We start from the raw sequence: 18,897 nt of genomic DNA on the forward strand, positions 1-18,897 counted from the left end.
ACTTGATTATTACTCGCTTCAGTTAGACCTTATACTTCATTTACACCTTGACTTGACACTGGGGATCTCCACTAGGCATGGGAGCATCCATAGGAGAACCCCTACCCTTTCCCCCCTCCCAAAGCCACAATATAAAACCCAAACAATCCCTAGACGTTCCCTCTATGTCTCCTCTTTACTACTATCCGATCCCTGAAGAAACGAAATACTCATCGAAATCCCATTAATTGGCCTTTGGAGCATTCGGTTTTGTGACAGTTGATGGGGGCGTTAAAAAAATGAGTTAGCTCGCGAAGTGGACGAGCGAGATCTACTCATTTTTAGCCAAAATCAAGTGGCACAAAATTAAATTGAGGCAATTGAATTGTTATCGGTAACCAAATTTCCTCAATTTGAAGAAGGCTCCACGGGCCTAGATTCCTGCCTGCAGCAGGCAGGTTTGGTTCTTTTCATCAATGGAAATGCAAGGCATTCATGAAGACCGTTAAAACTATACTATCCCTGAATAAAAGAACATAAGATAACCACCAAATAAAATTTGGACGTTCCCTAGACGTTCCCACTACGTCTCCTCGATGTTCCCTCTATGTCTCCTCGATGTTCCCTCTATGTCTCCTCTTTACTCCTACTTAGTACTTCCCTTATAGATACCTAGGGGATGTCTTGGGGATACGTTACCTTCAGGTAAATTAATTCTTGGAAATATTATATTGATTAGTGGCATATTTTGGTAACTATAAACTAATAGGAAGTCTAACTAGAATAATATTAGGAATAATTAGGACACCTAATGTGTTTGCGAACCACTCACCTTCTTATCATAAATCAATGCCATTAAAAATAAGAACTGTAAGACTATAATGGCTATGACAGCATATTTAACCTCATAAGGATATAAAAATGCTATAATAGTAGGTAAGGCAAATACTAAGGAAGTTACAAAACTCCCTACAATACTATTTACATACATTACTTCATCAAGATTGTTATCTGCAAATTCAAAATACATAATGAGGAAAGTATTAAATGCCCATATCGGTGTAGAAATAGACGTCGCTAACAATATTAATTTGACTGTTTCAAGTTCAAAAAACAAAGGTCTATTAAAGGCATAAATCATCAATATTCCTGAACCTAATGTAGAAATCAATAGGATAATAATTGTCATTGCTGCGGGAAGCTTGATATTACCTAATTGGGAGTGTTATCTCAACTCTGTCCTTTCCCTTCCCGGGGGCTAGCCCCCGGGAAGGGAAAAAATTCTCACTAAATAATTAGGTTTCCGTATTGATGTCCAACCGGAGCCTCCCCTCAAATTTAATGGCCAACTGCTGGACTGTCAAGCTCCAGTTCTGTAAAGGGGTCGTCCATTTTTTCTCGATCCGCTGCGTGGCCAGATAGACCAGCTTTAGAAGTGCCATGTCACTGGTAAATGCCCCTTTGGTCTTGGTCACCTTTCTTACCTGCCGATGGAAGCCTTCCACCGCATTGGTGGTATAGATCAGCTTCCTGATGGGCGGTGTATAGGCAAAGAAGGCACTCAGCCTCTCCCAGTTGTCGTTCCAGGAACGGATCACTATGGGGTATTTCTTCCCCCACTTTTCTTCCAGTTCCAACAATGCCGATTCGGCCAGGTCCTTTGTCTCGGCCTTATAGATCTTCTTCAGGTCACCGGCAAACTCCTTTTGGTTTTTGCTGGCCACGTACTTCAGGCTGTTCCGGATCTGGTGGACCACGCAGAGCTGGATCTCTGTTTTCGGGAAAATCGACCCGATCGCCTCGGGAAAGCCCTTAAGGTTATCGGTACAGGCGATCAGGATATCCTGTACTCCACGGTGCTGTAGATCGCTGAGTACCTGTAGCCAGAAGTTCGCCCCCTCGCTTTCGGAAAGGTACATGCCCAGTACCTCCTTCTTCCCCTCACGGTTGATCCCTAATACATTGTATAGGGCCTTATGGCGTACCTTCCCTTCCTCACGTACCTTGAAGTGCATGGCATCAAGCCATACAATGCAATAGACCTCTTCCAACGGCCTGTTCTGCCACTCCTTGACTTTCGGGACGACACGGTCGGTAATATCGCTTATCACCTGCGTGGAGACCTCCGTATCGTACATTTCCTTGATGTACCCGGAGATGTCACGTAAGCTACTGCCAAGCCCGTACATCCCTATGATCTGCTTCTCAAGGTTATCGGCAAGGATACGCTGGCGCTTCTCGACGATTTTAGGTTCAAAGCTGCTGTGACGGTCCTGGGGCGTCTCGATCTCCACTTCTCCCAAGTTGCTCTTCACACGCTTGCTGCCCTTGCCGTTACGTTTGTTGCCTGCACTGTGGCCTGCATCTTCATCCCGAAGGTGCTCGTCCATCTCAGCCTGGAGGGCTTCCTCCAAAAACTCCTTCAACATCGGAGACAGCGCACCGTTCTTGCCGAACAGGGACTCTCCTGATAAAAACTGGTCAAGTACTTTCTTCTTAAATGCTGATTCTTGTTCTTCGCTCATAACACTCTATCTTATAAACTTTAATTGATTTTCAAAGTCTCAGACAGAGTTTAGATTACAGTCTCACCTAATTCAAACGGCATACTTTCGAATGTTTACTCATAAAATAATTAATGAAATACTAAAAACTACGTCACTTAATAATCTCCCAATTTTCCCAATAATAACCTATTTCATTATCCAAGGTCCCAATGTAAAACTAGAGTGATGATTACTAAACCCTACTCACTCCATTGATAAAGGTCTCTACATAGCCTAACACCTTATCAGTCACCCGTTCTGCAACGGTACGTCGCTCCCGTAATCCTGGTCGTTTTTTCATCATCCCTATTACATCATCCCGCAAAGGCCGCTTTTCTGTAAACATATAATTGCCAATAACACCCTGCAGCTTTTCCATATCAAGGTGCTCCTCCTTGCTCAAGTCCTCAATGGCCTGCATCTTTTCCTTGGTCCAGAAAGCATCAAATTCATCCGATACATCATCTGAATCCTGTACCTTGGGAAGGTTTTCATTGATAAACTTCTCTATCAGCTTGAGTTTACTTCTTAGCTGTGTATCTCCAGAAACCATATCTACAATAGCCTTTTGCTGCTTTTCCCTTTCTTCTGGTTTGGCATCTTTTAGCTGACCTAGCAGCTTAACAATATAAGCTACATTTACCTCGTCTCGGTGGATCAGCTCTAACTCAAAATCAATATCATCCAATATGGATACTTTCTCCTTTTGGTTTTGGCTGCGAGTTTTATCATAAAGGTCCAGATACTTGCTTTTATAATCTTCAAACCCCTGATCAGTCATAGAAAGATCATCGTGCTCAAATTCCGTGAAGGTCTTCAATACATTACGTACCCGCATCAATTCCCTAAAGGCCTTAATAAAAGCCAACTCATCCTCCTCGGTTTTTAGGCTGTTAACACTATTGATGGTAGGAGCGATTTTGAGCATATCGATAAACAGCTCATTGAATTTTCGTACATACTCTTCATAGGGAGCGATGATGATTTCATCTTTGGCTTCAATATTGGAAAAGAGTTTAATAGCCTTATCGGTGTTTTTCTTCAGGTTCCGGAAGCAGACGATATTTCCTTGTGATTTGCGCTCATCTAGGATTCTGTTCGTTCTGGAATAAGCCTGTATCAATCCATGGTATTGTAGGTTTTTATCAACATAGAGGGTATTGAGGTGCTTGCTGTCAAAACCGGTCAAGAACATATTCACCACCAGAAGAATATCTATTTCCTGATTTTTCACCCGCTTAGCAATATTCTGGTAATAATTATAAAAGGTCTGGCTGTCCTTGGTACTATAGTTAGACCCAAAGGTCTGGTTATAGTCACTGATAAAGTCATCCAAAAACTCCCGAGGATGCTTGATGGTGGCTTGTCCATAAGGTCCGGCATCTTCTGCCGCAATACTCACTCTTGAAGAGATATTGAAATGATTGGTATTATCCTGTTCATCTTTGCCCAATAACTCATCATTGGCACCATAGGAGAAGATGGTGGCGATTTTATAATCATGTTGCTCTTCTACTGCTTTTTTCTTGAACAATACATAATAACGGATCAATACTTCCACACTGGGCACACAGAAGATGGCCGTAAAACGTTGGTTATGGGTTTTTCGCTTATGGTGGGTGATGATATAATCAACAATATTATTTAATCGAGGAGAGGCTTCCATCACTTCCGCTTCATCAATAGCCTCTACATTGATATCCTGAACCTGATCCTTACGCTTAAAGGTCTGGATATATTCTATCGAAAATTTCAATACATTTTCATCCCGTATGGCATCAGTGATCACATACTTATGGAGGCAATCCTGAAAGAGCATGGTGGTAGTCCGCTTACCGTATTCATTGGTACCTGCATTTTCCTCAAAAATCGGTGTCCCCGTAAAGCCAAACATCTGCCCATTCACAAAAAAGCTTTTGATGCTTTCATGGGTCTTGCCAAACTGACTACGATGACATTCATCAAATATAAAGACGATGCGCTTGTCCTGCAGGGTTTCCAGTTTATGGAAAAAGCGCTTTTTGGTGACCGCAGTATTGAGTTTTTGTATGGTAGTTACGATCAATTTATTATCGCCTGCCAATTGCTTTACCAAGGTTCCGGTATCATTGGTACCGTCTATACTTCCTTTGCTAAAGCTGTTAAACTCCTTGGTGGTCTGATAATCCAAGTCCTTCCTGTCCACCACAAAGACCACCTTATGCACCTGTGGAAGATTGGTCAATATCTGGCTAGTTTTAAATGAAGTCAGCGTCTTGCCAGATCCAGTAGTATGCCAGATATAACCGTACTTGGTTGTGGTCTTTACCCGATCGATAATGGCCTCTGTAGCATAAAATTGATAGGGTCTCAAGACCATCAGGGATTTGTTGGATTCGTTCAAAACCACATACTTGGTGATCATCTTGGAGAGGTGACAAGGCTCCATAAATACATCCGCAAAGGCAGAAAGCTGTGTGATTAGTTTATTATGTGTGTCCGCCCAGTAAAAGGTCTGTTTGAACTGCCTGTCTTTTATAGGAGTATTCGCATAGTACTTGGTATTGACCCCATTACTGATGATAAAAAACTGGATAAACTGAAACAGGCCTTGACCAGTCCCATAAGAGTGAATCCCATAGCGTTCTATCTGCTTAAAAGCTTCTTTTAGTTCAAGTCCCCTACGCTTTAGCTCCACCTGTACCAAGGGAAGTCCATTGATCAGGATGGTCACATCATAGCGGTTCTTGTATTTGCCTTCTATGCTGATCTGCTGGGCCACTTGAAATTCATTTTGGCACCAGTGTACCTGATTGATCAGCTCAATGGTCTTGGTTTCATTTTGGGCATTGACATAGGGAACCCGATCACGCAGGATCTTGGCCCTGTCATAGATACTGCCTTTATTGATATAGTTTAGGATTTGGGTAAACTCCTGCTCACTTAGCTGGGTCTTATTGTGCTTTTCAAGCTGGGCTTTTAAATTGCTCAATAAAGCTGCTTCATCTGGAATCATCACTTTCTGATAGCCCAGTTGCTGCAACTGCTTGATAAGGTTATTTTCCAGTACCTGTTCAGGCTGTGTGGTCATATGCTATTTCTACTTAAAAAATCTACTTTTGACACCTAAGATAATGGTTTCATTACCGAAAGGCCTATAAAATGCTAAGAATTTAATATCTAAACGTATTTATTAAGACCATAAAGGTTCGCTTTTCCAATTTCCCTTAAAACCTAATGCATTGGGATCCACTGTAGGGAAATCCTCCAGAAGTTTGGCCAACCTCAAGGTAAAAGAATTGTTGGGCTGGATGGTATTCAAAAGGTACTTCATGATGCACAGGTGGATATATATTTTCTGGAATTCATGTTGCTTAGGTAGATCTTCAATCCATGGGTGTGGTGGTGAAGATAATAGCTTTGGTCTTCCCGGTAAATTTTTATTCCATAAGCGACTATGATGGGCACAATAATTCCTGATTTGGGTAATGGACTGAAGCCAACTGGGGAGAAATGTATGGTTTACCGCGCCATATTCTCCGGCAATGATATCCTTGGATTTTACAGAAGGTTTTAAATTTCCATAGAGTTTGGACAAGCCTCCTAAACTTGTAAGCTCTAAACTTTTCCAGGAAGGGGGGAACCTGAGGTCATCTTTATATTTCTTCTTGTGTTCTTTCATAAAGATATCCTTGCATCTTTCTACTTCCTCCTCCAAGTTACCAAGTGTTTTTACTAAGGAAGGAATATTAATGAATAGGTTGCTGTCCTGGAACCACCAAGGGTCAAATTCATGGGATAAATGGTAGATCATTTTGGTACGCAAGCTGATTTCAATTTTTTCAATCACATCAAAAAGCAGCATCCTAAGTTTATGATCAAAATTATATAAGGAAATGGCATCTTCAAATCGGCTGTTTTCCTTGAACTCGTGGGTTTCTTTATCAGCAAACATGGGGTACCAATACCCTACCAAGCGGTAATAACTGACATGGCTAAGGTACTTTTTTGCTAATGGAATGTTTTTGATAATCATTCCCCGCTCCAGCAAAAGTGCTATTTGTTCATCTATGGAAGTAGGTTTCTTTTCATACAGCATAGTGCAAGAAAAGTATAAAAAATGGTAATAAAAACCCCTAAAACGCAAAAGACTCGCCCTGGGACGCTGTTCTGATGGGTAGCGTGGCGAGTACTGTTGATACAAAAGTACACACTTTTGTCACATTTTGTAAATATTTGTAAATATTTTTGTCAATACCTGTAAATATTATTCTCGCTATTTCTACAACAATTGTACATATTATTAATATTTACATTAAGATTAATAAAAGAGTTCTAGCTGTTGAGAATGAGGCGCAAATAAATTAAAATGATTACTACTTCAAGGCCATGGCCATTTTATCAATGGCTTTTTTCTTTTGCTCCATATTCGGATGAACATACAGATTAAGGGTAGTGCTAATATTCGAATGGCCCAGCAAGACACTCACCGTTTTATAATCACAATTGCTTTCTATACAGCGTGTCGCAAAGCTGTGACGCAAACCATGAAACTTTAGCCCGGTCATATTTAATTCTTCCATAAATTTCTGATAGTAACTTCTATAAGTTCTCGGCTCAGTAGGCTTTTGCTCATTGGTAAGGACGAAAAAAGCGGGGTTCATAATTTTCTTAATAGGTTTCAGCAAGCGCAATAAATCCCGACTGATAGGAATCTCACGGATGGAGTTCTTCGTTTTAGGCGTATCCAATATCAGTTCTGTTTTCCTTATTTCATTCTCTATTGTATAAATCCGCTGGATGGATTTGCTCACACGAATGATTCCCATGTCGGTATCTACATCTTCCCAGGAGAGGGCACAGACCTCACCGATACGTAGACCAGTACTCAAACAAATATAAATGCCCAGATTTCTGAAAGTAAAATGCTGCTGTATATGCTGCATGATCTTTTTCTGCTGGGACTTGCTCAGAACTTCTATATGTTGTTTTTCTCGTTCTGTTGGAAACCGGATATCCAATGGGCTATCTCTAAGCCACTGGTTTTTCACACCGAATTTCAAAATCATTTTCAAAACAATCAGCATATCTTTTACGGTTTTCTGGCTAAGACCTTGGTCCAATTTTCGGAAAATAAAATCCTGGACCCTACTTTCACTGAGTTGACATTCATTACCAAATTCCGGAAGGATATGATTTTCGATCAGCAGTACATAAGCCGAAAAGCTGGACTTTTTTACATATTGCTTTTTGTCAGTTTTCCATAATGTGATCACTTCCGAAATAGTCATTTGTTTTAACATGTTTTTTAGTTTTAAGATAAATAAGGCCAAAGGAAGTCAAACTAGGCTATAGAACCTTGAGGAGGATAAATCATCTAGTTTCCCCCTTTGAGATTTCACAAGAATAATAAGGAGTGGGTCAGAAAGAAGATAGGAGAGATATCATCTATATCATCTGGAGGGACTCCAAGTCGTGGAAAATATGAATTTTGGGGTGGAAACATTCCATGGATTACAACTAGCTTAATAGATTTTAATGAAATCCAACGAGCAGAAGAATATATTACAAAAGAAGGGTTAAACCAATCCTCTGCTAAACTATTCCCAAAAGGAACAATACTGATGGCAATGTATGGACAAGGGAAAACGCGAGGTAAAGTTGCAATTTTGGGAATCGAGGCAACAACAAATCAAGCATGTGCAGCTATCAAAGTAAAACAGGGAATGGATGCCAGATTCCTTTATACCTATTTGGAAAAGGAATATGACAGAATAAGGAATATAGCGAACGACGGAGGACAACAAAATCTAAGTGCAAGTCTTATTAAAAGCTATAAAATAAGTCTGCCAAACTTAAATGAACAAGTAAAAATATCCTCCTTTCTTTTGTTAATTGATCGACGTATTAACACCCAAATCAAAATCATTGAGGAGTTGCAGTCCCAAAAGAATTCTCTAAGCAAAAAATTATTGTCATGTCAAGTTCGTTTTTTGGAACACATTGAAAAGTGGAAGGAGGTTAAGATTGGTGATGTTGTCAAAATTGGAAGCGGTAAAGATTATAAACATCTAGCTGAAGGAGAAGTACCTGTGTTTGGAACAGGTGGGTACATGACATCCGTTGATTCCTGCCTTTATGAGGGAGAAACCGTATGTATTGGCAGAAAAGGAACCATAGATAAACCATTCTACTATAATGGAAAGATCTGGACCGTCGACACTTTGTTTTTTACTCATTCCTATAAGAGCATTTTACCTCGATTCCTATTTTATGTTTTTGAGCAGATAAATTGGTTGAAATTTAATGAAGCCTCAGGGGTGCCAAGTCTTTCGAAAAGTACCATAGAGAAAATTGCAATTAAAATCCCAAGTGTTAAAGAACAACAAAAAATCACCACCACTTTATTCGCAATAGATCAAAAAATAGATCTTGAATCCAAACATTTAGAGCTATTGAAGCAGCAAAAGCGATATTTCTTGCAAAATTTATTTATATAAACAGGTTTTGTAAAAAGTATTTTTTCTGGCTTTGGTACTGGATTAAGATTTCCTTTTCTGCCTCTATCTTCTTGTCAAAGGATGAGAGAAAATTGGCGATTTTGGTTTGTTCGTCAGTATTTGGAATTGAAATTTTTGTATTGAAAAAGTCAATAATCCCAATATTCAGTAACCCATGATTTCTTGCGCCTTCTTGGGCGTATTTTTCAATCTCACGGTTATGTAGGCCAGATTCAAAATAATGCTCCATAAATACTGTGTTTACGAAGGCGTTAAACCTGAAACAGATATAAAGTGAAGACACAACTCCATTATCGTATCGAGTAAGCTTTTTAATTGCGCCCATTGGGTACCCATCAGAATAACTTTTATTATAAGCAAAGTCATTATTTTTCATTAAATAGTATCCTTTAAGATCTTTGGCTGTGAACATACCCCAAAAATTGGGACAGTAAATTAAGTTAAAAATTTACCTTTAAATTTACTGTGATGACCACAAGAAGAAAATTTACATCGAAGTTCAAGACCAAGGTGGTTTTGGAATTGTTAAAAGAGCGCTCGTCTCTTGCTGAGCTGGCTCAGAAGTACGAACTGTCACCCCAGCAACTGAGCAACTGGAAGCGGGAATTTCTCAATGGAGCTGAAGAGGTTTTTGAAAAAAGCAGCAAAAACAAGAAAAACCCTGCCGATGAGGAAAAAGACCAGCTGCTCAAGACTATCGGCAAGCTCAAAGTTGAGAATGATTTTTTAAAAGACGCCTTGCGCTAGAACCTCTGGCAAAACGACGCAGCATGATACGCAAGGGTCATACCGAACTGAGTCTAAAGGCTCAATGCAACATCCTCAATGTCCATCGTTCTGGGATCTATTATCGGCCCAAGCCGGAATCGGAGCTGAATCTGGAACTCATGAGGTTGATGGACGAACACTATCTCCATCACCCCTACAAGGGAGCGCCTGGCATGCACACCTGGCTGACCCGGGATAAAGGATATAAGATCAGCAAAAACCGGGTGGAACGGCTGTATTATCGCTGCATGGGGCTGCAGGCAGTCATGCCCGGCAGACATACTTCCCGAAGGCACAAGGCCCATAAAGTGTATCCTTACTTGCTCAGGAACCTGGAAGTGACCCGTCCCAATCAGGTCTGGGCCATGGATATTACCTACATTCCGATGAAAAAAGGGTTTATGTATCTGACAGCGATCATTGATCTGTACAGCAGGCATATTGTCGGTTGGTCTATCTCAAACAATATGGATGCAGAATGGTGCAAAGAAGTACTCGAAGAGGCCATCAGTCAATATGGATGCCCGGAGATTCTCAATACGGATCAAGGGAGCCAGTTTACCTCAGAAGTCTTTACTGCAGCAGTAAAGTCCAACGACATCCGTCTGAGTATGGATGGAAAAGGAAGAGCAATTGACAATGTGTTTATCGAACGGTTCTGGCGAACAATCAAATATGAAAAGATCTATCTCAATCCACCACAGGACGGATTGGACCTCTATGCGCAGATAGCAGAATATATGGATTACTACAACAACCAAAGAAGGCACAGCAGCCTGGATAACCAAATTCCGGCAGAAGTCTATTCCTTGGTTGGGCAGGTGGCATAAAATCGAGTCTACCACATTCCCTCACTATCCTGAAAATCTAAAAGGGGATTTTCAGGTGTGGAAATAGGGAAAACTCATTAGACCTCTGTATACTTGAGATTATAGAAAATCTGTCCTAACTATTGGGGTATGCTCACTGCAACTGATTTGTTGAAAAACTTCAATTGACTAATTAGGCCCTGTTGTGCAGATATGGTTAATACATTTTGGTTATTCTCTTTGTTTTTGGATATGATTCTACTTGCCAATTGTATTAGATTCTTCTCCTCCCATTTTGGAAAATCATTCCCCTCATCATCCTTAAATCTTAGCTGCCGAGAAAAGATTTTTTGCCGAAGACCTGACATTAAGGTTTCTAATTGTTCAATGATTTTGATTTGGGTTTTGATTCGTTCGCTTAATAAAGATAAGAAACTGGCAATTTTCTGTTGCTCAGATACTGTTGGAAATGATACTTTAAATCCTTTAATGCTTTCGAAATTTAAGCCTTCACGTCCACTGCCAGTTTGACCTTCAAAAATTAGCTTTTGACCACGCCATGAGCTTAGAATTGATTGAAGAAAATTTGGATTATCTTTTTTCAGCCGTATTATTGAAACATGTTGATTTACATTACCTTCTTTAAAATTCGTTGGAACGACACAGCTTCGTCCTATTGATCCTCCAGTAATATTCAGAAGAATATCACCCGCCAAAACTTTACTACTTTTCATACTTTCATGCATTTCTTCAGGAATACATGTATGATCCAATATAAGAGAGTTATCTATTACGTTCTGACTCCTGATAAAAGGTATTCCAGAAGTATGATATACACTCTCACCTCCTTTTGGTGTTTTACCACTTCCAATTTTTGAGGATAGGTCTCCAATCCGTTTTAGCTTCCACTCCCCACTAAACCCCGGAAATCTCAAAGGGGGAAAATTGCCTACTTCTTTGTTGTGCTTTGCCATTCTTGTTCGCTTTTCTCTGTATTAAAAAACATTAAGGATTGATAATGGTCAATTAAAAATTCAAGCCCAGTTCTTTAAAATACCCGGCAATTTCCTGATCCAGTTCTGCCCGCTTGGCCTCCAAACTTTTGATTTCTTTCATTACAGCATCAATATCCACCGGTTCTTCCTCTTCAAAAGTGTCCACATAGCGAGGGATATTGAGGTTATAGTCATTTTCAGCGATCTCTGCTAAGTTGGCCACATAACTGAACTTGTCGATGGATTTACGATTTTGATAGGTGTCCACGATCAATTCCACATCCTGGTCCCGCAAAGCATTCTGGTTCTTTTCCTTTACATAGTGATCCTCTCCACTGGCATCAATAAAGACTATATTATCATCCGACTTTCGGCACTTACTGAGCACCAAAATACAGGTAGGAATAGAAGTCCCATAAAAGATATTGGCAGGGAGGCCGATCACTGCATCTAAGTAATTGAGTTCCTTTATCAGGTACTGGCGAATAATTCCTTCGGATGCACCACGAAAGAGCACCCCATGGGGAAGCACACAAGCCATAATGCCATTGTCTGCCAGATGATACAGCATGTGCTGCACAAAGGCATAATCCGCTTTGGTTTTGGGTGCCAACTTGCCATATTGACTGAAACGCTCATCAGTGGCATTCAGAGGATTGGCATCTGATTTCCAGTGAGCCGAAAAAGGCGGATTGGCCACGATGGCTTCAAAACGTTCATCCTTATGCTGGGGATTTTCCAGGGTGTCCTCATGGCGGATATCAAAATCACTGAAATGCACATCATGAAGGATCATATTCATCCGCGCAAGGTTATAAGTGGTACGATTCAGCTCTTGCCCATAATATTCACTTACCGTCGCCTCTTTCGCTACTCGAAGGAGTAAGGAACCAGAACCACAGGTAGGATCGTACACTGACTTTAGTTTAGATTTTCCTGTGGTCACGATTTTAGCCAAAATCTTGGACACCTGCTGCGGGGTATAAAATTCCCCTGCTGATTTGCCAGCACCGGCAGCAAACTTCGCAATCAGGTATTCATAGGCATCGCCCAATACGTCAGAATGAATATATTCTAGTTTAAAATCGATTTGATTCAAGCGATTAAGGATCTGCACGATGATCTCATTTCGGGCATTGGGTGTACGGCCGATCTTGGTGGAGTTCAGGTCAAGATCCTCGAACAGGGCATTAAAATCATCTTCCGACTCCGTACCCATAGTGCTCTGCTCAATATGGTTCAGCACGGCTTGCAGATCATCCAGGATATAATTGCTGCCATTACCCTCCACCTTATCAGGATCTTCATAATCGGTATTCCCCTTGGCCGCCAAAGCTGAAAAAAGTTCTTGAGGCTGTAAGAAGTAGCCCAATTTCAATAATGATTCTTCCTTAATGGCATCCAATAAATCCGATTCAGTTAAGCTCGCATAATCTTCTATTCCCTCACTCTTGAGCAGCTCATTGGCATAGAGGTATTGTTTTTCGGAAAGGTATTTGTAGAATATAAAGCCCAGGATATAATCCCTATAATCATCCGCACTGATCTTTCCACGAAGGAGGTTGGCAATACCCCATAATTGACTTTCCAGCTTTTGTTTTTGATCTTCTGACATTTCGGTGTATTCAATAAAAATGGAAGGCTAAAAATAGTAAAGTCGGCTGGGCTAGGCTAAAAATAATAAAAAAAGATATTGAGGAAATTGATTTCATGAAGTTATTGAAAAATAAAAAGCTGATCTCATCTCGAAATCAGCTTTTAGTATTTACATAAGTGTACTGGTTATTTCAGTTTGACTATGCTAGTAATTAAAGTCAAACTTTGTTCCTTTAAATGAATTTTAAAGTCTTAGACAGTGTTCTGCGAATACTCCCAATAAAATTTCCATTGATTTATTAATCCTTATTTAGCTCCATTCATTAAGAATTGAGATAGTGATTCTTTACTTGTGTTGGTTTTATAGTATGGTTTAGTCTTCGCGAATTGTTTAAAGGATTTGAATGGTTTAAATTTTTTAAATGATTTGAAAGGCTCAAATTTGGCAAATACTGGTAAAGCGGAATCATTAAAACCATTTTTTTCTCCACTCAAATTCCAAATAACACCATTTTCGTACCAACCTAAGTGTTTGCCATTAAATCCATAAATACGTTTATCATCGTCAAGATAGGCAGCGGGCTTTCCATTCCATAAATAGATTGTGTTTTCATCATCATAGTCCACATAGGCTATGGCATTTCCATTTCGGTCAAACAATGTTTCTTGCATAATATCTAAACTTTCTTTAACAAAGTCATTAATTAAACTTCTAATTATAGATTAATCGATAAGGTAGGTATGTTGTAATTCGAGTTTAAATGTACCGGCTAGGAGTAGTTGCATGATTTAGTACTTATACTTAGCAAGTATACACGATTCCGAAAATCCATGAAGATTTTCAGAGTTAGAAGATAACAAGTAATTACTTAATTCCTACGATATAACAAATTCGTTTTAAGATTTAGAACTAAAGCTGATTTCTCATGAAAAATGAATATTGGTCTATATTATTATTGGGAAAATATTCTCTGGTAAAAACCACTTGTTTAATGTTGCCATAGCTGAACTAGACAATTCTTGTGTAAATAAAACTGCTAATCTTTTCTTAGGTCTGGAACAAGAAACATAAAAAAGGTTACGATTACGTTCAAAAGATTCTTTCTTATCATCAGGAACTCCATCGTTTGCCCAGGTAAGAAACTGGTTCCAATTGTATTTATTCCATCCTCTACCACATATGACCAATACATTTTCAAATTCCGCTCCTTTTACGCCATGATTTGTTGAAAATGGGGTTTTATCATCAATATACTTAGCTAGTTCAATGACCTCTGAATATTTTACAGATTTAAGTTTTTTAATTTTTGAAACAAGTTTTTTGTCTGCTTCATCCTCAAATTCGGTTAAATCTTTGAGTTTAGAATATTTCTCTTCAGATTCTTCAATTTTCGATGACAAACGAGGCTTTTGAGTTTCGGCTAAACAATCTATTACATCACCTATAGTTCCAGAATTTCGATTTTTAATTAATTTGCTTAAACTATCATTCCAAACTTTCTTATCACTATGGTTTTTCAATCTTGGTGTTCTTATGCCAATCGCTTTTAACATTTCACCATATTTCTTTTTGCTGAATGACTCTGAAACTGGTTCTAGTATATTTACAAAATAATCAATGTATTTATTTTGCATTTTTAGATAATCATCTGAAAACCTAAATACTTTAGTTATTCCGCTATAACCTTGTTCTCTAGCGAGAACAGAATTAGTAAGCATTAGAATTTTAGTTTTTTCAAATGAAAACTCCCAACCTTCCTGTATCAACTTATTTTTTACTGCTCTAAAATAATTACCTGCTTCAGCCTCTGGCAAATCTCCTGTCCAATGTCCACCTCCTTTACCATCTCTCCTCACACCAATCCAATTATTTGAATGAAAGATTTTAACTTCTCCAGCAGAAGATGGGTCTTTTTCCATTTGAGGGAGTCCTGGGCGCATCCTATTTAGAAATTTAACTAAATTCTTTTCAGACCTAAAGTTTGCCTTTTTACCTATTTCCTCAATATCAACGGATACCATTCCACCAATACCATTTTCATAAATTTTCTGCCAATGGTCTCCAAATAATCCTATTTGCATATCAGACTTTGATTCAATCAAATTTGATATTATTGCTTTTCCTAACTCTTCATTTGTGTCTTGGTATTCATCAATAAAAATAATTGGATATTGATTTTTAAGAATACTTCTGAATTTTTCTTTGGAAAGTAATGCAGTGAATAACTGAATCACATTGTCATGATGAATAAAGATTTCCTTTTCTGTTGCACTACGATATCCTAAATCATATACAATTTTTTGTTTTCTTAGCCCTCCCGCGTCCTCTATTTTTTCTATAAGTTTTTCGTCACCTATTAATTCAATCTGAGCCCTCATTTGAGCCTGAAACCCTTGTAATATTGACCAACAAAACCCATGTATAGTATCAACAAAAACCGATGGGTGGTTATCAATTCGATTTCTAATCTCTTCAGTAGCGACATTCGTGTATGTTATACAAGCAATTCTCTGAAATCCTTTTTGAAGCTCTGCTGACTTATGTTCTATCAAATAATGTAAAGCTTTTATTAAAGAGTAAGTTTTACCCGCACCTGCACCTGCTTCAACACGAAATGAATTTCCATTATCTAACGCAAGGTAGATTTTCTTTAATGTCTCTTCTGATGCTTTTTCAGCTGGACTATTCATAATCAATTATTTAATCACATCTGTACTCAAAACCTTATCCGATTCATTTTCAGACAACCATGTTAACCCTTCCTTAATATAAAGCGGAATTTCCCATTTTGATTCCACATAAGCATATTTGATTGCAAAATCAGTCTTTTTAGATGTATACTTTTTAGCTTCTTCAAATGCTTTTGCTTCTAAAGCTTTGCCTTTGGTTTCAGCTATACCAAAAAGTGTCGGGTTTGTAATAATAAAGGCATCTTCAAAACTTCTACCGCAACACTCTCTTACCTCTTCATCAATTTGGTAAGCTATTCTCCTAGTGCCTTGAATTTTATCTTCTAGAACTTTTGTGCGTATTTCAGATAAATCAACATTTTCTTTATCATTACCTTCATCGTCCTTATAACTGAACCACTTAATTATTCCTGTGTTGCTTGATTTTTCACCAGCAGAAACTTGGCATGCTTCGTATTTAATCCCTTTGTCAGTTTGTTTATGTTTAGTAGAATCGAGGTCTGTTATAATTAATGTTTTTAACTCTAGGAAATCAAGAAATTTATAAAAATGATGAGCATATGCACCTCCAATCTCTACCGTTGAAATAAACTGACTGTTTAGATTTGCCGTAGTTAGTTTTTTTATAAATTCAGGCATTAGAATCCTTTCTGTTGGCCCTTCAATTAGAATAGCCTTATCAGCAAAGAATAAATCACATTTAGTAAGCGTTAAATATTTATGAATAAAGTTTTTGTCCTTTTCGTTATCCGGTTTACTAAATTCCTCATTTAGGTCTTTTATATAAGTCTGTAAATCTTCAGTTCCTTTTGTAAGAAAATAGCGTATGGAATCAAATTCAGCTTCATTTGCAATGTGTGTAGAATGGCTCGTTACTATAAATTGAACTGGCCATTTTTTTCCTCCATTCAGCTGTGTAGAGAAAGTATCTGCTATCTCATATAGCTTTCGGATAAATACTTCCTGCATTTGAGGATGAAGGTGTGCTTCAGGTTCTTCAATAAAGATTACATGATTTTTTGGTTGTATTTCATCCGATTGAAATTGTCTGAAATAGTCAAATAAATGAAACAAGATAAATATTAGGTTTCTAGAACCTAATCCGTTATATGTTTCCGGTAGAGTAATCCCATGAGCTTTCTCATATAGAAGTTTGGTGTTTTTCTCAATAATAGTTTTAGCATCAAAAGATGTTTTTGTAGTAAAGTTTGGGTCACTTAATCCTGGATATCCCATAATATTCAGAGCAGGAATTAAGGCTTTTACTTTAGTGTTAAAATCAGAATCAACCGTTGTTTGTATTTGTTTTACAACTTCATCAAGCTCTTTCGATTTTTTCTGCATTTCTTCTGGTGCAGATTCTTTAGATGCATTGCTAAAAATGCTACTTAGTACTTTTCCCAGTACATCGTTTTCCTTTATAGTTTCATCATCAAGCCAACGTTGTGCATTAATAAAATCTGTTCGAATTAATCTTTTGTAGTTTTCAAATTCAGTTTTTGCAGTATTATCAGGGTCTTTTAAATCAATTGCAATTACCTCAAAGTCATAATACATGGGAATTCTTTCCCGAATGATATCAAAGAAATCAGGAGCTTTTTCATCAGTCATACCTGAAAAAAAGCTATCTATCTTTCCATCTTGTAATCTATATGAAATTTTAATTTGTGTATTTGTTAAATTTTCATCTAAATCAATAATGAAATTACTTAGTACTCCGTAATCGTCTTTATTCTCCAAATAGTTAACTATCAATATTATATCGATACTTGGAAGAATTTCTCGAATTGCTGAATCCTTTTCTTGGGCTAAATTTGCTTTTAAAGCTCTAGAAAAATCAGGAAATGAACTAAGACTAAAATCTTCCAATTTAAACCTATCTCGTTTTGAGAAGCGTCTGAATATCTCAGTTAATGATGTTTTATCAGAGTTGTTACGACCAACAATAACGGTTGTTTTTTCTTGCAATGAAAGACTAGTGTTTTTTAATAGCCTAAAGTTATTTATTTCTACTTTTTCGATTTTCATATAATAGATTTTCAATGCACCCCTTAAAACTAAGGGTTACATAAAACAAAAAAAATACCCCATATGGGGTATTTTTCAACAGTTTCACTCATAAAATCTATCCTAAATTACTTCTTATCCTCTATCATTTTCCGTAATGCCTTATTCATTTCAACAATCTCTTGCATAAGCGTGAGCATCATTTCATTTTGCTTTTCGTTAGTAGTTTGAAAGGTACTATTAGTTTGTATTGCAACAGGGGAACCGGTAAGATTTTCTATTACATGTCCTGGTTGACTGGAAACAATCTGAAGTGGATCCACCTTCAAGAATTCAGCAACCTTCTGAATAAGATCAATCGTAATTTTATTCTCTCCACGCTCATATTTGGTATAGTTGGCTTCTGACATACCCAAATAATCAGCCACCTCTAAAGCTTTCTTGTCCCTTAGTTTACGAAAAGCAGAAAAGTTTCTACCTATATTCTTGTTCTCGAGTACTGTAAACTCGCTTCCATTTTCCTCCTTCATATGATGCTTGAATTTATATTCAATATACAAAAATAACCATACTTCCTGTAGTTTTTAAAAGTGTTTTAGCATGAAATATGGATTATTCCAATTCCTAGTTGTTTTAAACTACTAAGATATATAACGAAACTACTATGTTTTTAAGGCTTTTCAAAGCCATTCCTGTAAAATTGTGTATGGTTCATTTCGGATCACATAATGCCACCTCCTTACTGCTCAGATTATTAAAACCTGAGGAGCAAGCTATGGTATGCTATTATGATAACCGTTCCTTTGATATCCTGCCTGGCATCTCCAAGTACGATATACTTTTCGAACGTAAACCGAAGAATCCAATATAAAATTAGTAGGGAGTATTGAGTAGGGAGTCTGGAGCTTTTGTTCACGGAAGCTATACTAATTACTTGCTACTGAATATGAATCACATACCGATACCGAATTTCCTAAAATACTATCGAACCTAAAATCGGTATCAA

At 38.0% G+C, this 18,897-nt stretch carries 15 protein-coding genes; 3 read left to right on the top strand and 12 right to left on the bottom strand.

Translation table 11 applies throughout. The features are described 5' to 3' along the window. Positions 1–787 precede the first annotated feature (787 nt). The 5 genes from FDP09_RS22045 to FDP09_RS22065 form a co-directional block, all read right to left on the bottom strand. A complete protein-coding gene (locus FDP09_RS22045; protein ID WP_137404656.1) occupies positions 788–1,168 on the bottom strand; it encodes a hypothetical protein in 381 nt (126 codons plus the stop codon). Between the two features lie 106 nt (positions 1,169–1,274). Further along, positions 1,275–2,504, bottom strand: a complete 1,230-nt coding sequence (locus FDP09_RS22050) for an IS256 family transposase (RefSeq protein WP_137401357.1) — start codon at positions 2,502–2,504, stop codon at positions 1,275–1,277. A gap of 214 nt (positions 2,505–2,718) precedes the next feature. Continuing rightward, the gene (locus tag FDP09_RS22055) at positions 2,719–5,595 is read right to left on the bottom strand and encodes a type I restriction endonuclease subunit R (protein ID WP_015268142.1); all 2,877 of its coding nucleotides are present in this window, start codon (positions 5,593–5,595) and stop codon (positions 2,719–2,721) included. A gap of 102 nt (positions 5,596–5,697) precedes the next feature. Then, complete coding sequence (locus tag FDP09_RS22060) at positions 5,698–6,603, bottom strand: Abi family protein (protein ID WP_015268143.1); 906 nt, start codon at positions 6,601–6,603, stop codon at positions 5,698–5,700. A 277-nt stretch (positions 6,604–6,880) separates the two neighbouring features. Continuing rightward, entirely contained in the window at positions 6,881–7,807 is a 927-nt protein-coding gene (locus FDP09_RS22065) for a tyrosine-type recombinase/integrase (protein ID WP_015268144.1), read from the bottom strand. Between the two features lie 87 nt (positions 7,808–7,894). On the opposite strand from FDP09_RS22065, the gene FDP09_RS24085 reads away from it, so the two are divergent. Then, positions 7,895–9,004, top strand: coding sequence for a restriction endonuclease subunit S (locus FDP09_RS24085; RefSeq protein WP_137404657.1), 1,110 nt, complete (start codon positions 7,895–7,897; stop codon positions 9,002–9,004). On the opposite strand, the gene FDP09_RS22075 is transcribed toward FDP09_RS24085, so the two are convergent. Further along, entirely contained in the window at positions 8,997–9,401 is a 405-nt protein-coding gene (locus tag FDP09_RS22075; protein ID WP_187328749.1) for a restriction endonuclease subunit S, read from the bottom strand. The two genes, FDP09_RS24085 and FDP09_RS22075, sit on opposite strands and share 8 nt — an antisense overlap. A gap of 92 nt (positions 9,402–9,493) precedes the next feature. Between FDP09_RS22075 and FDP09_RS22080 the strand changes: the two genes are divergently transcribed. Further along, entirely contained in the window at positions 9,494–9,772 is a 279-nt protein-coding gene (locus tag FDP09_RS22080; protein WP_137404616.1) for a transposase, read from the top strand. A 5-nt stretch (positions 9,773–9,777) separates the two neighbouring features. Then, positions 9,778–10,623, top strand: coding sequence for an IS3 family transposase (locus FDP09_RS22085; RefSeq protein WP_262710674.1), 846 nt, complete (start codon positions 9,778–9,780; stop codon positions 10,621–10,623). 119 nt (positions 10,624–10,742) lie between these two features. On the opposite strand, the gene FDP09_RS22090 is transcribed toward FDP09_RS22085, so the two are convergent. From FDP09_RS22090 to FDP09_RS22115, 6 genes are all read right to left on the bottom strand, one after another. Further along, on the bottom strand, positions 10,743–11,576 hold the full coding sequence (locus FDP09_RS22090) for a restriction endonuclease subunit S (RefSeq protein WP_137404659.1): 834 nt from the start codon (positions 11,574–11,576) through the stop codon (positions 10,743–10,745). 52 nt (positions 11,577–11,628) lie between these two features. Beyond that, positions 11,629–13,212, bottom strand: coding sequence for a type I restriction-modification system subunit M (locus FDP09_RS22095; RefSeq protein ID WP_015268147.1), 1,584 nt, complete (start codon positions 13,210–13,212; stop codon positions 11,629–11,631). A gap of 287 nt (positions 13,213–13,499) precedes the next feature. After that, complete coding sequence (locus FDP09_RS22100) at positions 13,500–13,865, bottom strand: 4-fold beta flower protein (protein WP_015268148.1); 366 nt, start codon at positions 13,863–13,865, stop codon at positions 13,500–13,502. A gap of 273 nt (positions 13,866–14,138) precedes the next feature. Further along, the gene (locus FDP09_RS22105; protein ID WP_015268149.1) at positions 14,139–15,884 is read right to left on the bottom strand and encodes a UvrD-helicase domain-containing protein; all 1,746 of its coding nucleotides are present in this window, start codon (positions 15,882–15,884) and stop codon (positions 14,139–14,141) included. A gap of 6 nt (positions 15,885–15,890) precedes the next feature. Beyond that, on the bottom strand, positions 15,891–17,912 hold the full coding sequence (locus FDP09_RS22110) for an ATP-dependent nuclease (RefSeq protein WP_137404661.1): 2,022 nt from the start codon (positions 17,910–17,912) through the stop codon (positions 15,891–15,893). Between the two features lie 107 nt (positions 17,913–18,019). After that, the gene (locus FDP09_RS22115) at positions 18,020–18,421 is read right to left on the bottom strand and encodes a helix-turn-helix domain-containing protein (protein WP_015268151.1); all 402 of its coding nucleotides are present in this window, start codon (positions 18,419–18,421) and stop codon (positions 18,020–18,022) included. Between the last annotated feature and the right edge of the window lie 476 nt (positions 18,422–18,897).

Origin of the sequence: Echinicola rosea (genome assembly GCF_005281475.1) — a bacterium.
Classification (GTDB): domain Bacteria; phylum Bacteroidota; class Bacteroidia; order Cytophagales; family Cyclobacteriaceae; genus Echinicola; species Echinicola rosea.

Coding starts and splice junctions, on each gene's coding strand:
- FDP09_RS22045 (WP_137404656.1), bottom strand. CDS start 1,168: ATGACAATTATTATCCTATTGATTTCTACATTAGGTTCAGGAATATTG.
- FDP09_RS22050 (WP_137401357.1), bottom strand. CDS start 2,504: ATGAGCGAAGAACAAGAATCAGCATTTAAGAAGAAAGTACTTGACCAG.
- FDP09_RS22055 (WP_015268142.1), bottom strand. CDS start 5,595: ATGACCACACAGCCTGAACAGGTACTGGAAAATAACCTTATCAAGCAG.
- FDP09_RS22060 (WP_015268143.1), bottom strand. CDS start 6,603: ATGCTGTATGAAAAGAAACCTACTTCCATAGATGAACAAATAGCACTT.
- FDP09_RS22065 (WP_015268144.1), bottom strand. CDS start 7,807: ATGTTAAAACAAATGACTATTTCGGAAGTGATCACATTATGGAAAACT.
- FDP09_RS22075 (WP_187328749.1), bottom strand. CDS start 9,401: ATGAAAAATAATGACTTTGCTTATAATAAAAGTTATTCTGATGGGTAC.
- FDP09_RS22080 (WP_137404616.1), top strand. CDS start 9,494: ATGACCACAAGAAGAAAATTTACATCGAAGTTCAAGACCAAGGTGGTT.
- FDP09_RS22090 (WP_137404659.1), bottom strand. CDS start 11,576: ATGGCAAAGCACAACAAAGAAGTAGGCAATTTTCCCCCTTTGAGATTT.
- FDP09_RS22095 (WP_015268147.1), bottom strand. CDS start 13,212: ATGTCAGAAGATCAAAAACAAAAGCTGGAAAGTCAATTATGGGGTATT.
- FDP09_RS22100 (WP_015268148.1), bottom strand. CDS start 13,865: ATGCAAGAAACATTGTTTGACCGAAATGGAAATGCCATAGCCTATGTG.
- FDP09_RS22105 (WP_015268149.1), bottom strand. CDS start 15,884: ATGAATAGTCCAGCTGAAAAAGCATCAGAAGAGACATTAAAGAAAATC.
- FDP09_RS22110 (WP_137404661.1), bottom strand. CDS start 17,912: ATGAAAATCGAAAAAGTAGAAATAAATAACTTTAGGCTATTAAAAAAC.
- FDP09_RS22115 (WP_015268151.1), bottom strand. CDS start 18,421: ATGAAGGAGGAAAATGGAAGCGAGTTTACAGTACTCGAGAACAAGAAT.